This window comes from Actinomyces sp. ph3 (genome assembly GCF_000308055.1).
Lineage (GTDB): Bacteria > Actinomycetota > Actinomycetes > Actinomycetales > Actinomycetaceae > Pauljensenia.
Map to the genome: position 1 here is coordinate 1 of NZ_CAGY01000008.1, position 15,130 is coordinate 15,130.

A 15,130-nucleotide genomic window follows, 5' to 3' on the forward strand; every position below is an offset into this window, starting at 1 on the left:
AAAAGCCAGTGATACCACCATTTCTGAATGCTCAGCCAGCAAACACTCATCGAAAAACGGCTAAATTCCAATGGGATATATGCGTATATCAACAAAAGCAGGACCTGCCTCACAAATAGGCAGGTCCTGCGATTTTTGGCTTAGGCGGGTGTTTTGAGAAAGGCGGTTACGCTACCCAAGCACACCCACTTCCCAGTAAGTCCCCCTACTCAGCGAGCATCCATGTGCTCTTGAACGGGGATATCAATGGTCGGAAGGTCGTGGACCGCCTGACGCACTGCCTTCGAAACTGCGCCGGGGACGGCCTCGTTGAAGACACCGGGGATGATGTAGTTCGGCGAAAGCTCGTCGGGGCTAATCACATCGGCAATTGCGTTTGCAGCTACGCGCAGAACCTCGGTCGTGATCTCCTTGACCTTTGCATCCAGGAGGCCACGGAACAGGCCCGGGAAGGCCAGAACATTGTTGATCTGGTTCGGGTAGTCGCTACGACCGGTCGCAACGATCGAGGCGTATTCAGCAGCTGCAATCGGATCGACCTCGGGGGTCGGATTTGCAAGAGCAAAAACGATCGCACCCGGAGCCATCTTCGCGATATCCGAAGGCTCCAAGATGTTGCCGTGGGAGACACCAATGAAGACATCGGCATCGACAATGCCTTCCTTCAGGCTGCCATGAACCAAGCGCGGGTTCGTATTTTGCGCCAACCATGCGCGTGAGGGGTGCATACCCTCGATGTCATCACCTGCAAGCGCGCCAGTACGACCGTAGCCGACAATGTCGCGCGCACCTTGAGCCAGCAGGAGCTTGATGATTGCGGAGCCTGCTGCACCAACGCCGGAGACGACGATGCGCACGTCCTCGATCTTCTTGTTCACGAGCTTGAGCGCATTGATCAGTGCTGCCAGCACAACGATTGCCGTGCCGTGCTGATCGTCGTGGAAAACCGGGATATCGAGCTCTGCGCGCAGACGCTCTTCAATTTCGAAGCAGCGGGGAGCAGAAATGTCCTCGAGGTTAATGCCACCATATGCGGGTGCGATTGCCTTAACAATCGAAATGATTTCCTCAGTGTCCTTGGTATCAAGGACAACGGGCCATGCATCAACATCACCAAACTGCTTGAACAGAACGGCCTTGCCTTCCATCACGGGAAGAGCAGCTTCAGGGCCGATATCGCCCAAGCCAAGAACCGCGGTACCGTCCGAGACAACGGCGACAGAATTGGCCTTCATGGTCAACAGGTGGGCCTTAGAAGGCGTGTCATGAATCGCTGTGCAGACACGTGCAACACCGGGGGTGTATGCGCGAGAAAGATCGTCACGGTTACGCAGAGGAACCTTGGGCTTAACCTCGATCTTGCCGCCGACGTGGGCCATGAAGGTCTGGTCTGCCACGGAAGAGGTGTGAACACCTTCAAGGTCATCGAGAACTTTTTCAACCTCGCGGCGATGTTCGGAATCACGCATGTCGCAGGTGAGGTCAATAACGATGCGACCACGGTCAGAATCGGCAACATCAAGGCCTTTAATCTGAGCACCGGTAGCAGAAACGGCATCCACGATCTGCGAAACCGAAAGGTTGGCTTCGTCGACTTCAAGACGGTAGGACGCGGTGTATGACGGAGAAGTACGCATTGGTCACCTTTGCATATCCGATTGTTTTGAGGAGAGCCGAGAAGGACTCCTCCTCCATCGTAGCCGCGCCAGTGCGCGGGTGCAGCAGTGTCCATTTTGAGCCTATTTTCCGAGGCCGTGGTATGAAGTCCCGATTCTTCGCCCCCCTGCGCTCCTCAACCCTCGACAGGCATGGAAAGGGCCCGGTCTGCTGTGCAGACCGGGCCACGGGCATTTAATCAACGAAGGATCAAGCGCCAACCATTTCCATAATAAGTTCGCGAACGCGGGCAGCATCTGCCTGGCCACGGGTAGCCTTCATCACCGCACCGACAAGAGCACCAGCGGCCTGAACCTTGCCACCCTTGATCTTCTCGACGATATCGGGATTTGCGTCCAGTGCTTCCTGAACGGCTGCAGTGAGTGCACCCTCGTCAGAAACAACTTCAAGTCCGCGTGCAGCAACGACCTGCTCGGGATCACCTTCACCCGCAAGAACACCTTCAAGGACTTGACGAGCAAGCTTGTCGGTCAGGCGACCGCTATCCACCAAGGACTGGAGCTGCGCGATCTGAGCCGGAGAAACCGGGAGTTCCTCAAGCGCAACCTGATTATCCTTCGAGTAACGCGCCAGTTCACCCATCCACCACTTACGTGCAGCTGCGGGATCAGTTCCGGCTTCGACGGTTGCCTCGATGAGTTCAAGCGCACCCGCGTTGATGACGTCGCGCATTTCCTTATCCGCAAAACCCCATTGCTCGCGCAGACGGCGCCTCTTGGCGATCGGAAGCTCAGGCAGGGACTGACGCAGGGATTCAACCCATTCCTCAGAGGGAACAACCGGGACAAGATCCGGCTCGGGGAAGTAGCGGTAATCCTCTGCATCGGACTTTTCACGACCGGACGAGGTCGTTCCGTCTTCCTCGTGGAAGTGACGGGTTTCCTGAAGAACTGATCCACCGTCAGCCAAGATCTGCGCCTGTCGCTGAATCTCGAAACGAACAGCGTTCGCGATACCCCTAAAAGAGTTCACGTTCTTGGTTTCGGTTCGAGTCCCCAAAGGAGAGGTCGGGGTCGGACGAAGAGAAACGTTGATATCGGCACGGACATTTCCGCGCTCCATACGCGCCTCAGAGACGCCAAGGGTACGAAAGATATCGCGCAGTGCCTGAACGTATGCAGCGGCAACCTCAGGTGCTCGCTCCCCTGCTCCTTCAATAGGACGGGTCACGATCTCAACCAAGGGGACGCCCGCACGGTTGTAGTCAACCAGCGAGTGGTCCGCACCCTGAATACGACCATCCGCACCACCGATGTGAGTATTCTTTCCGGCGTCTTCTTCCATGTGCGCACGCTCAATCTGAACGCGGAACATGGTGCCGTCCTCTAGCTCAACATCCACATAGCCGTCATAAGCGATGGGCTCATCTGACTGTGAGGTCTGGAAAGCCTTGGTCAGGTCCGGGTAGAAGTAGTTCTTACGCGCGAAACGGCAACTCTTGGCAATTGAGCAATTCAATGCGAGGCCGATCTTGATCGCGTATTCGACTGCCTGGTGGTTGACCACGGGGAGCGAGCCGGGAAGACCAAGCGACACGGGGGTCACGTAGGTATTCGGGTCGCCACCGAAGGCGTTGGGAGCCGCATCGAACATCTTGGTCGCGGTACCCAACTCGACGTGAACTTCAATTCCGAGAACCGGATCGAAGGAAGCAGTAGCCTCCTGGTAATCCATCAGCTCAGTCATTAGTTTTCCTCCCACTGCGCTGCGGGGCAGTTACCCGCGATATCGCCACTGAGTTGCTCAACGAGGCTTGCGACTTCGTACATCTTGAGGTCGTGGTGAGCCGGAGCAAGAATCTGGAATCCAACGGGAAGTCCCTCGGCACTGACGGCGTTTGGAACACTCATCGCAGGAATTCCGGCAAGGTTTGCAGGGATGGTCGCGATGTCATTGAGGTACATCGCCATGGGATCATCCATCTTCTCTCCGAAACGGAATGCCGTTGTCGGACAGGTCGGCGAGACCAGAACATCGACCTCTTCAAAGACACGCGCGAAGTCGCGCTGAATCAGGGTACGAACCTTCTGCGCGCTTCCGTAGTAGGCGTCGAAGAAGCCTGCCGATAGGACGTGAGTGCCCAAGATAATACGGCGCTTCACTTCATCACCGAAACCGGCTTCACGAGTCGCTGCCATAACGCGCTCTGCGGTAACAGGGCCTTCGCTGGGCTCGACGCGGATGCCATAACGCATACCGTCGAAACGTGCCAAGTTCGAGGAAACCTCAGCCGGCATAATCAGGTAGTAGGCAGCAAGTGCGTAATCGAAGCTTGGGCAGGAAACCTCAACGATCTCAGCCCCGGCGGCACGCAACTTCTCAACGGTCGCGTTGAAGGCCTCGAGAACATCATCTTGGTAGCCCTCACCGGAAAGTTCGCGGACAACGCCAACGCGCAGCCCCTCGATCTTCCCGTCCTTGGCGACCTGAGCAACACTTTCAGAGAGCGCAGGAACCGGCTCATTCAGGGAGGTCGAGTCGTGGGGATCGTAGCCACCGATCACCTCTGTCAGCGCAGCCGCGTCCTCAACCGTGCGGGTTACAGGGCCAATCTGGTCCAGCGACGAGGCCATAGCGATCAGTCCGTAACGCGAAACTGCGCCGTATGTGGGCTTTGCGCCCACGGTACCCGTCACAGCGCCGGGCTGACGGATCGAACCACCAGTATCAGAACCCAAAGCCAGAGGTGCCATGAAAGACGCAACAGCTGCAGCAGAGCCACCTCCGGAACCACCGGGGATACGATCAAGATCCCACGGGTTGCCGGTGCGACCGTAAGCGGAGTGCTCGGTCGAGGAGCCCATAGCGAACTCGTCCATATTGGTCTTACCCAGGATGGGCATTCCAGCCTTGTGCAAAAGCTCGACGACGGTTGCATCGTAGGGAGGCAGCCATCCCTCAAGGATCTTCGAAGCGCATGTCGTGGGAACGCCTCGGGTCACCATGTTGTCCTTGACCGCGATGGGCACGCCCGCCAAGCGAGGCAGTTCTTCCCCAGCGGCACGACGCGCATCCACGTCGGCAGCAGTTGCAAGAGCACCCTCACGATCGACATACAGGAAGGCGTGAACCTTGGGGTCAATCGCATCGATGCGATCCAAGCACGCCTGAGTGAGCTCAACAGAGGTAATTTCACCGCTACGGAGCAGGTCAGCAAGCTCGCAGGCGGACTTCTTCAGCAACGGATTCATCAGTCCTCCTCCAAAATCTGCGGAACCAAGAACATTCCGTCTTCTTGTGCGGGGGCCTGCGCCAAAACCTCGTCGCGGTCAAGCGTTGGGCCAACGACGTCTTCACGCCACACATTCGACAGTGGAATGGGGTGCGAGGTCGCGGGTACGTCCGGGGTCGCAACCTCGGAGACCTTTGCAACGGCCTCGGTAATAACGTCTAGCTCACCAGCAATTCTGGTGATTTCTTCGGGTGTAAGTGCAATTCGAGCCAATCCCGCCACACGGGTGACCTCATCAGTACTGATCCTTGCCATAACAAGGATGATACCCGCCCGGGGCGCACCTCTCATACCATGCCCATCGGTGGTCACTTTTGAGTAGGCTTAAAACATGTCTCATCATCGACTGTCTTTTTCTTCGCGTACCCTCAAGGCACTGAAAATCACTGGAGCAGCGCTTGTGGGTGCCCAAGCAGCGGCACTGATCGGCATCCATATCGTTGATAAGCTCCGTAAAGACCGCGTTCCGCAGGTCGCAGGCGGTTTCCCGACTTTCCCTCCCCTAGACACCGAAGTCGATGGGACGGATGTTCGCACCTATACCGAGGGCACCTCTCTTTATGAGGACATGCTTGAAGCAATCACCTCGGCAAAGGACTACATCTTCTTCGAATCGTATATTTGGCGCTCGGACACATGGGGTAAACGTTTCAAATCAGCACTCGTAGCCGCAGCGCAGCGCGGGGTCGACGTGCACATCGTTTACGACGGCTTTGCTGTCATGAACCAAGACCCATTCTTTTACGTCTTCCCCAAGACTCCCCACCTTTACATCCGCCGTTTCCCTGAAATCCGTTCGGGAATGTTTACCTTCAACCTGCGCAAGACAGGTCGTGATCACCGCAAGATCATGGTCGTCGACGACCGTGTTGCCTTCGTCGGCGGCTACAACATTGGTGATCCATTCGCCCTTGAATGGCGCGATACCCACGTGCGCGTAACGGGGGACGCAGTTGCAGAGTTGAAGTACGGCTTCATTGACTTCTGGAATCACTTCAAACGCCGTGGACAGCCTAAACTTCCGCGCATTCGAGCGCCCAAATGGGACAGCGATGTATCACTGGCCTTCAATCAGCCTTCACGCTTGCTCTACCCCGTTCGAGGCCTCTACATCGACGCAATCGATCGGGCGCAGCACTCAATTCGTATCACCAGTGCGTATTTCATCCCTGACCGAGAGATTTTCGAATCCCTGGTACACGCAGCGCGTCGCGGGGTCCGGGTACAGATTCTGATCCCCGAGTATTCCAACCACATCCTCGCCGACTGGGTTGCACGTCCCTATCACGGGCCACTGTTGAAAGAAGGGGTGGAAATCTGGCTGTACCAGGATGCAATGATCCACTCCAAGACCATGACGATTGACGGAGTCTGGTCAACTGTCGGAACCGCAAATATCGACAGGCTTTCCCTGCAGGGCAACTACGAAGTCAATGTCCAATTCCGTTCGCAAGCCTTCGCGGCAACGATGGATCGGATCTTTGAGCTTGACCTGACCAATGCGCGCAAGCTTAGCTTCGAGGAATGGGAAGAACGCTCACTGCTCACCCGAATTTCCGAGCGTCTTCTGCACCCCTTCGAGTTCATCGTTTAGTCATCGAGGGCGGCGAGCCCCTGCTCAAGTACCCGCTCAAAATAGCTTTCGTCAACGACGGGCACTCCCAGGGCCTCGGCCTTTGCGGCTTTCGAACCCGCACCGGGCCCTGCGATGACCAGCGATGTCTTCTTTGATACCGATCCCGAGGCCTTTCCTCCTCGGGCGACGATCGCTTCCTTCGCGCCCTCTCGCGTGTAGCCGGGCATTGCTCCTGAAACGACAACGGTCAGACCTTCGAGGGTCTGTTCGATATCCTCGCGAACTTCATCTTCCATACGGACTCCCGCAGCTTGCCACGCACGAATAATTTCCACATGCCAATCTACGTCGAACCATTCCCGCAAAGATTGAGCAATTACTTGACCAACACCATCGACTTGCGCGAGTTGCTCGACGGAAGCCTCCATTAAGAGATCCATCGAGGGGAAGGTCATTGCCAGAGCTGAGGCTGCAGTTGGCCCAACATGGCGGATCGAGAGCGCAACCAGAATGCGTGCAAGCGGGCGCTCTTTTGCGGCCTCGATCTGCTCAAGCATCATCTTCGTATTCTTCGAAGGAGTGCTCTCAACCGGAGTATAGACTCCGCTATTTCCCTTCTGTTTCCATGCCTTAGTCCAAAAATACCGAACCTGCATCCAGTCCCCGGTTTCTTGGCCTTCCTTGGTCACGGGCTTCCACACCATGACATCGCGTAGCTGTTCAGCTTCGAGGCTGAAAACATCGCTTTCCGAGGACAAAACTGGCGTTTGAACGGGGGAAAGAAGGGCCTCGGCATCACCGATCAATTCGCCATGAGTCAGTGTGTCGGTGTTTTCCATGTGCAGCGCGGTCCCGTTTTCCAGGAAAACAGTCCGCCCTGCCGCGAGCGCGGCGGCAACCTCATCGCGATTGGCCTCGGGCTGGGTAAGGGCAAGCGCAGCCTCGTCCCCAAGTCCTTCAATGTCCAAGGCGGAGCGGGCACCCAAGTGAGCAATCCGCTCGGTAATTTGTGCCGGGCACCCCGCTTGGTTCGGGCAACGAAGATCCACATCCCCTTCCTTCTGGGGAGCCAGCTTCGTCCCACACGAAGGGCAGTTCTCCGGCATAACGAAGGGATATTCACTGCCATCGCGGGCAGCGACTACGGGGGCGACGATCTCGGGGATAACATCCCCGGCTTTCCGCAAAACAACAAGGTCGCCAATCAGAACGCCTTTTCGGGCAACTTCACTAGCGTTGTGCAAGGTTGCGCGTGAGACGTGAGAACCGGCGACGAGAATACGCTCCATGACGCCGTAAGGTGTCACGCGCCCAGTACGACCCACTTGGACTCGGATATCAAGGAGGCGAGTATTAACCTCTTCCGGTGGGAATTTATAGGCGGCGGCCCAACGCGGAGCACGCGAGGTTGTCCCCAGGCTTGCCTGGATCGCTCGATCGTTGATCTTGACGACAACCCCATCGATCTCATGTTCCAAAGAGTGTCGTTGAGCTCCCAATTCACCGATACGCTTCTCGATCGCCTCGCGACCACACAGGAGCTTAGTGTGCGGAGAGACCGGCATTCCCCAATTTTTCAGGCACTCAAACCACCCAGACAAGGTATCGGGTTCTGTAAAGCCGCTATCTCCGGCTTCGACAAAACCAATGCCGTGCGCCAACATCGCAAGAGGCCGTTCAGCGGTTTTCTTCGAGTCTTTTTGACGCAAAGAACCAGCAGCTGCATTGCGAGCGTTCACAAAGGGTGCCTCACCTGTGCGGACGCGCTCAGCGTTAAGAGATTCAAAATCCTTCGTTGGAAAGTAGACCTCGCCGCGGATTTCAACGCGGGCGGGAACCACGCCCTTCAAACGATGAGGAATACACGAGATTGTCCGGACATTGGCGGTGACGTCTTCGCCAACCCACCCGTCACCTCGCGTTGCTGCTCGAGAGAGTACGCCATTTTCATAGAGCAAATTGACTGCAAGACCGTCAATCTTGACCTCGGTGAGCATGTCCAGATCGCTGCAACCCGTGTCATTAGCCATTCGGGTTTCCCAGCCTGCGAGCTCTTCCAAAGAAAAAACATCGTCCAGGCTGGTCATCTGCTGGAGGTGTTCAACAGGAGCAAAGGCTTCCGAAGCCGCGCCACCAACCCGAGTGGTCGGAGAATCTGCACTGCGATACTGCGGGTATTGTGCCTCAAAGTCTTCGAGTTCGCGGTAGAGCTTGTCATACTCTGCATCCGACAACACAGGAGCATCACGGTTGTAGTACGCCGCTCGTGCATCATCAACTTCCTGAATGAGTTGGTGGTAGCGGTCAACTAGCTGGCGTTCCTCTTCACTCATGCTTGTCATTGTGTCATCTCCTTTCAGGGCGCGCTTGTTCCCCACACGCAGATCTTCTTGTTGTTCATCAACAGGTAGGACAGAGAATCGGCGTTTTCCACAGCTTTCCCCTTTCACGGGCGCGAGCACGAAGGCTGGTCAAGGCTGGAATTTGAAGAGAAACCGGCCTCGCGCAACTACACAGTTCACGTGCTTACGCAGCGATGTTTTAGGAGGTGATCAGACTCGTGGGAGATGTTCCCTTGGCTCCAACGCTTCTTCAAGCTGCCCTTCGCTCCTCGTGGCATTTTGCATGCGTGAGTGGGCCAAACATTGGACTAATTGTTTCTCCCTTGGGGCACCCTCAAGAATTTCCCGCACAGATACAGATCTTCACCGATCGCCGAGGCCGCGAGCGCATGAGTTTCCTTCTCGACAGTGAGGCTGCGCAAATCTGGATTCGCCCGGCGGCTTTCATCCCGTGGCGACGCCTACGCGCGAAGCATATATATACCCCCGCCAGAGGGATGCAACTCAAAGTAGGCGGTCACTCTTCAACTGACTATTACCAGTTGCGTCAACGGCCGCGCGATCTTTCTTTTCCTTCTTCCTCCCGCGATTCCAGGCGTCTACCCGCGATGTCCTTCATTGGCATTGTTCCGCTTCTGCTTTTCATGGCGATTCGCATGCTGATCATGGGAGTTTACGGTGGAATGTCGCTTCTTCTAATTGCCCTTCCCCTCATCAGCATGTCAATCCTCGGGATAGTAGTCATGAAACGACGAAAACCCATACATCGGATTGATGCAGCGGGACTTGCACTTCTTCTTGAAGCTGCAGCTCCTTCCAGCTCAGAATCTTCGTTCCTCCTGATCTATCCCAACCAAATTGGGCGCGGGAAAGCTCACGCGGTTTCTCGCAGCGGCGGGGAAACATATCTTGGTTTTGTTGGCCCCGAGGCCAAGTTGAGCGCTTTGTGGTGCGCGGCTCAGCTCGCGGCGCAGTTGGGAGGAGCACGCGTCAACGATGGAAATGATGAACTTATCGATATCGGAAGGCAGAACTACCCTGGCCCGGGTTCCACTAATTCTGGGCCCTCTCGTATACGCATCAGACTTCACGCTCCGGGTGAGGATGAGAGCGGGGATGAAATTATTCACCTTGCCTGGGCGCCTCATTTCAGTGAACTTCCAACATGGTGTCACGCAGTGATACCCGCTTCCCGCACGCCTGTGTCTATTGCGTGGTGGAAGATGTTGGGCAGAGATGCACTTTCTGCTTCCATTCCCAAACACGTCGATTTCGATGAACTTCCATTTGAAGTAATCGATAGCAGTGAGGGGTTACGGACACCCATTGGGAAAGACACCTCAGGAATTGTTTCCATCGACCTCGTGGAGCACGGACCTCATGCCCTTATTGCCGGCACAACAGGTAGCGGAAAATCGGAGGCGCTTCGAACGTGGCTTCTAGGATTATGCGCGAGATACTCCCCTTCACGCCTCCGCTTGGTTTTGGTGGACTACAAAGGAGGATCTGCCCTTACTCCCCTCACTGCGCTCCCTCACACTGAGACCGTTTTGACCGACCTTAACCTTGGTCATTCCTCGCGAGCTCTCAGAGGTCTTGCGTCGTGCATTGCGACGCGAGAAGCGCAATTTGCACAATACGCAGTCAAGGACCTCTCACAGTGGCATGAACGTTTTCTTCAAGAGTGTGTTCCTCCCCCGCCTCCTCGGATCCTCATCGTCATTGATGAATTCCAAGTTCTTGCCGATCTGCATCCGGAAACCCTCGAGACCTTCTCTAGGCTTGCGGCTCAGGGACGTTCACTTGGTTTGCATTTGATCTACGCGACCCAGCATCCTGGCGCCTCGATCAACGCTCACATGCGTGCCAACACAGAACTACGGATTGCGCTTCGCTGTGTCTCTGAATCTGATTCACACAGCGTCATTGGCAGCGCAGAGGCTGCACACCTTCCCCGTATTCCTGGCAGAGCATTACTCGGTTCCGGAAAGCCTGTCCAATTTGCATATTGCAGGAATATCGAACAGATCATCGCTTCGATTTCGAAGAGGCAGTCAGATTCCATTGGCACGCCCTTGTGGTGTCCTTCTTTGCCCTCTCAGCTCACACGCGGCGATCTCGATCAGCTGCACTCTTCAGAAGGGGGCATACCCATTGGGCTCATCGACGGGATCGAGAATGGTGCACACCGATGTCTTAGGTGGCAACACGGAAATATCATGATGAGCGGTTCTGGGAGTTCGACGAGCAAGCTTGCGTTACTCACTCGTTCGTGTGCAACGACCTTAAGCGATTCGCTGGGCTTTCCTCTTTGCGGAGTGTCGATTGATTCGGGCACCCCGCGTTCAAGCGTAACTTCGCCCGACTACCTGATACGTGACATCGTGGATTTTGGGGTTCTTTGCGAAGACCTTTGTCATCGCGCTCCATGCGTTATCTGGCTCGAGGATATCGAAGGGACCCTACATATGTTGGAAGAGTGCTTGGGAGTTCTTCGTGCTCATGATCTGTGGGGCCAGTTCACTCGCTCATGCGATGGCGTCAACATTGTTCTCATTGCCAGCGATGTATCAGGCCGGTTTACCCCACGCACACTTTTTGGTTCCTATGAACACATTTGGCATGAGATTCCCAATCCCCAAATTACGGAAACCTGCCCAGCAATCCGCGGAGCCGAGTGTACAGATTCCCCCTCTCAGCTTTGGAGCAGTGCTCACAAGTCTTTACTCTGCTTATGCTCCGATTCCGTGAAGCCCTCTTTACCGCTGAGCATCCCATCGTGGAATCAGATACTTCACGACTGTCAGGGGCAATTGGGCACCGCGGCACCCCATCGATTGAACTCTTGCTCTTCCCTTCCATCGGCCGCACTCGATGCATCCGCTCTAGACCAACAAAGACCGCACTTCCCGATCACCCCAGCAACGTCCCAATCTAGAGTTGCTTCACTTACCAAAACCAGCCCTGACATGCGAATTCATTCGTATATCATTCGTTACGGCGCACAATTAAAACGGTTCTTATTTTCTGAAAATAATTGCACATTTATTGGAGAAGAGAATTCGGTATTAATTGACGCTCTTAGAGCAATAAATGCAGGTTGCATCATTCACCATTTCGAGCACTCACAGTGGATGAGGGCGCTTGAAAACCGCACCGAACTGCTACTTTTCGCGAATCCACCCAAAGAGGCACTTCGATTCATCGCCCAGAATTGCCAGAGTTTTCCCAGTTCTTTATATGCACATTCTTGGAATTCTTATTCCGGGGTAATTGTTCATCATGGCTCTGCTGGGCGTTTCGTCCTGACTTTTAAATAACGTGACGTCTTACACAGCAATTTGTGTTTTTTATGGCCTCTTGACTCTTGATATACACTCGCCAATCCCCGAAACTAAGGACTGTTGTTTTTTGTTCGGTGCGGGCAGCCCCTGCCTGCACTTACGCTCTTGAAGGAGTACCCATAATGGATTGGCGGAGTAAAGCCGCATGTCTCAGCGTCGACCCAGAACTCTTTTTCCCGATCGGAAATACGGGTCCGGCCATCGCACAGGCGGCTGAAGCCAAGGCAGTTTGTCGTGAATGCGCAGTTCAAGCAATCTGCCTGCAGTGGGCACTCGACAACAATCAGGACTCTGGTGTTTGGGGAGGGATGAGCGAAGAGGAACGTCGCTCCCTCAAGCGCCGCGCAGCGCGCGCCCGTCGTATGTCCTGAGAATTGCCTGCACACATGAGTGGTGGTGGGAACGCAGTCGTTCCCACCACCACTCATTTTTAGGTCTGCTTATCTAAGGCTCATCCCCTCCGATCTGGTCAGTCGCCTCAGATACCAATGCGACTATAGGCATCCTTTCCTTCCCCGACGGTAGAGCACCCCACCAGCAAGGGCCCCAACTCCCGCGAGCGAGATGATCAGTACACCCGGAGTGCCAGTACGAGCAACCTTTGGAGGCTTGGGTTGTTCTACGTTGAGGGTTTGCTGAGCGGCATTAATATCTCGATGGAATGCGATTCGCTGATCAGAGTGAAATAGATCTTCAAAGATGACAACGCTCTTTGCTTTGATGTCTTCTCCCTGGACATTAATCATCACCTCTGCACAGCCAGATGCTGTCTCAGCAGTGAAATCAGCTGTTCCTTCTACCGGTCGACCAGCAGCGCTCAATGGTTCACCACTTTCTCGGTCAACCACATTTGCTTTCAGCAAGTAACGTTCCCCTGCCTCGAGACCTTCATAGCAAACCTGGTCAACGATCTTGGATGGCCCCGAGCGACCAATGACTTGGTCACCATCACCTCCATCGCGAGCACGTGTTGCTAGGCGAATGATCGAGGGCGCTTGTAGCGTGTACTGTTCGTGCGGATCCTCGACGCTGGAACGGAAGGCTTCAACGCGCCCGTCACCATCAAACTCTGTTGTAAACACGTAGGTTCCGATGCGTTGCGGGTCCACTGCGAATCGAAGATCACCAAGCGATGGATAGTATCCATTCCTTGCAGGAACCTCGACAGCTCCAATTTCTTCTGCTTTTTCCCGGTTTTCTTCAAGAACCTCAAGCCCTTGGGGGAAGAAAAGCAGACGATGACGCATGTGCGATGTGTCGGCAGCGATTCTTTCAGAACCATTCCAATAAGTGTGTCTTTCCGGGAAGCCGCTAACCCATAGATCATCGATTAAGAAGTCTCCCCCATTGGTCTCTTTGAGCTGTGCGGCAGAGTGAATCTGGATCTTCCAGGGAATCACTTGCGTTTCATGAGTGAGTCCCAGCTGATCGGCCCAATCGGCGTGGATAAGGGGAGAGTATTGTCCCTGGGCTTCTTTACGCACCCTCCATACCCAAGAAACAAATCCTGGTTTTGCCTGTCCTTCAGGAAGAGGAATACTGACCTGGCGCTCCCCTTCTCCTCGAAAAATGACCGTTGTGCTTCCAAGAACTCGCATATCCTTCGAGATGAAACGTGTATCCAAAGGCTCATTTGGAGGTTCGGTCCCCAGATCGTAAGCAGTCCCTTCGAAGGCGACCGGTATCGGTCCGTGCTCATCATTGATCCACTTTCCATCACCGTAATTGGGGTCCGCAAAGGCCGTGACAGTATCGCTCAGGGTATTGTCCTTCACGCTGGTTTGGTCTACTTGTGATCGTCCCATTGGCTGAAAGTCCATGAGCACCTTCCAGGTCCCTCCCTTGAGGCGCTTTTCTTCCTTGTCGCCGCCTGGCCTGTTCCCGTACGAGGCCGTGTCCTGAGTCGCCGGGTTAACTCCGTATTTCGTGAGTGTAGAGCGCACAGGGTTTTCGTAGTTTCCTACCCATTTCACGGTTCCATTACCGGTTGCTTCCCACTCAAGACTCAGGGCATTTCCTTGCGTTTCTCCATCCCATTGACTGGTTCCCGTGGAAGTGAAACGTGCAGGACCAATAAGCATGAGGTGGAGTTTCAGTTTTGGAATCCACTCCCCTTTTTCATTCTTCACGCCGAGGTCTTTAAGTACGCCAGTGCGAGGAGTCTGGGTTTCTACGCTTCCATTTTCGTAGGTCGTAACAGCTGATTCCTTTGCTTGACGCACGTAATCTTTTGCCCTGTCGAAAACTTGCGGCAGCTGATGTCGTACGCCGTCAACCAAACTGTTGACGGAATCTTGAGTGTTCTTCCCCGACTGGTCTCCTTCAAAATTCGCGTGAATCAGGAATGAGAGCGCCGCACGGTTTTCCTGGTGTCGATCATCCTGGTAGCGATCAAGAAGCCATGCCATTTGCGCGGTCGAAAGATCAAGCTCATCCGGCCCCCAGCGCTTGGACTCTCCCAAATCTGTAATCGATGCGGTGTCCTGAGGCTTGGGGTTTGCTCGCCACATGTGTGTGCACCACACCGGGTAACGCGTCTCAACGTTGTGCGGTGCGGTGTAAGCCCCCAGCCAAAATCCTCCAACAGATTGCGCTCCAACGCCTTTAACGTACATACCGTTTCCTTCAAAGAGCGCGTGCGCCGGCTGTGGATTCAACGCAAGTCCGCTGAGAGTTCCAATTGCCGTTGCAAAGACCAGTGCAACAGTTCCCTTTCTTGCACGATGCACCCAGCCTTTTTGAATATTCGGATGCCTCCCGATCATGGATCATTCCTTTCGCAATCAGTGGAGGTCGCTCCTCCATGATGCGAGGGTATGAGGATGCCTCATCGCTTCGGGACGAGGATGCAAAATCTGTGGATAACTAGTTTCTGAGCTTGACCTGTGGACAAAGTTGCTGCTCAAACAACGCGAAATCTCATCCAGCGATCAGCCCATGATCGAACAGCGCTACGGAT

9 protein-coding genes are annotated in these 15,130 nt (G+C 54.9%); 3 read left to right on the plus strand and 6 right to left on the minus strand.

Features of this window, described 5'->3' with window-relative positions; genetic code table 11:
• Positions 1 to 209: 209 nt before the first annotated feature.
• From HGAS_RS07555 to gatC, 4 genes are all read right to left on the minus strand, one after another.
• A complete protein-coding gene (locus HGAS_RS07555; RefSeq protein ID WP_019127201.1) occupies positions 210 to 1,637 on the minus strand; it encodes an NAD(P)-dependent malic enzyme in 1,428 nt (475 codons plus the stop codon).
• A gap of 229 nt (positions 1,638 to 1,866) precedes the next feature.
• Entirely contained in the window at positions 1,867 to 3,363 is a 1,497-nt protein-coding gene (gatB, locus tag HGAS_RS07560) for an Asp-tRNA(Asn)/Glu-tRNA(Gln) amidotransferase subunit GatB (protein WP_019127202.1), read from the minus strand.
• A complete protein-coding gene (gatA, locus tag HGAS_RS07565) occupies positions 3,363 to 4,868 on the minus strand; it encodes an Asp-tRNA(Asn)/Glu-tRNA(Gln) amidotransferase subunit GatA (RefSeq protein WP_019127203.1) in 1,506 nt (501 codons plus the stop codon). Before gatA ends, gatB begins: the two co-directional genes overlap by 1 nt.
• Positions 4,868 to 5,164, minus strand: a complete 297-nt coding sequence (gene gatC / locus HGAS_RS07570; protein ID WP_019127204.1) for an Asp-tRNA(Asn)/Glu-tRNA(Gln) amidotransferase subunit GatC — start codon at positions 5,162 to 5,164, stop codon at positions 4,868 to 4,870. The genes gatA and gatC overlap by 1 nt, the downstream gene beginning before the upstream one ends.
• 76 nt (positions 5,165 to 5,240) lie before the next feature.
• Between gatC and HGAS_RS07575 the strand changes: the two genes are divergently transcribed.
• Positions 5,241 to 6,503 (plus strand): phospholipase D-like domain-containing protein, encoded by a 1,263-nt coding sequence (locus HGAS_RS07575; RefSeq protein ID WP_019127205.1) that lies wholly within the window; start codon positions 5,241 to 5,243, stop codon positions 6,501 to 6,503.
• Here HGAS_RS07575 and ligA read toward each other — a convergent pair.
• Positions 6,500 to 8,827: an NAD-dependent DNA ligase LigA gene (ligA, locus tag HGAS_RS07580; RefSeq protein ID WP_019127206.1), complete on the minus strand. Its 2,328-nt coding sequence runs from the start codon at positions 8,825 to 8,827 to the stop codon at positions 6,500 to 6,502. The two genes, HGAS_RS07575 and ligA, sit on opposite strands and share 4 nt — an antisense overlap.
• Before the next feature lie 218 nt (positions 8,828 to 9,045).
• Between ligA and HGAS_RS07585 the strand changes: the two genes are divergently transcribed.
• Positions 9,046 to 12,147 (plus strand): FtsK/SpoIIIE domain-containing protein, encoded by a 3,102-nt coding sequence (locus HGAS_RS07585; RefSeq protein ID WP_019127207.1) that lies wholly within the window; start codon positions 9,046 to 9,048, stop codon positions 12,145 to 12,147.
• 146 nt (positions 12,148 to 12,293) lie between these two features.
• Positions 12,294 to 12,542 carry a WhiB family transcriptional regulator gene (locus tag HGAS_RS07590; RefSeq protein WP_009408183.1) on the plus strand — a complete coding sequence of 83 codons (249 nt, stop codon included), beginning with the start codon at positions 12,294 to 12,296 and terminating at the stop codon, positions 12,540 to 12,542.
• Between the two features lie 123 nt (positions 12,543 to 12,665).
• Here the strand turns inward: HGAS_RS07590 and HGAS_RS07595 are convergent, their stop codons facing one another.
• Positions 12,666 to 14,900: a VaFE repeat-containing surface-anchored protein gene (locus HGAS_RS07595; RefSeq protein WP_233993745.1), complete on the minus strand. Its 2,235-nt coding sequence runs from the start codon at positions 14,898 to 14,900 to the stop codon at positions 12,666 to 12,668.
• Positions 14,901 to 15,130: the final 230 nt, after the last annotated feature.

Coding starts and splice junctions, on each gene's coding strand:
- HGAS_RS07575 (WP_019127205.1), top strand. CDS start 5,241: ATGTCTCATCATCGACTGTCTTTTTCTTCGCGTACCCTCAAGGCACTG.
- gatC (WP_019127204.1), bottom strand. CDS start 5,164: ATGGCAAGGATCAGTACTGATGAGGTCACCCGTGTGGCGGGATTGGCT.
- ligA (WP_019127206.1), bottom strand. CDS start 8,827: ATGACAAGCATGAGTGAAGAGGAACGCCAGCTAGTTGACCGCTACCAC.
- HGAS_RS07590 (WP_009408183.1), top strand. CDS start 12,294: ATGGATTGGCGGAGTAAAGCCGCATGTCTCAGCGTCGACCCAGAACTC.
- HGAS_RS07555 (WP_019127201.1), bottom strand. CDS start 1,637: ATGCGTACTTCTCCGTCATACACCGCGTCCTACCGTCTTGAAGTCGAC.
- gatA (WP_019127203.1), bottom strand. CDS start 4,868: ATGAATCCGTTGCTGAAGAAGTCCGCCTGCGAGCTTGCTGACCTGCTC.
- gatB (WP_019127202.1), bottom strand. CDS start 3,363: ATGACTGAGCTGATGGATTACCAGGAGGCTACTGCTTCCTTCGATCCG.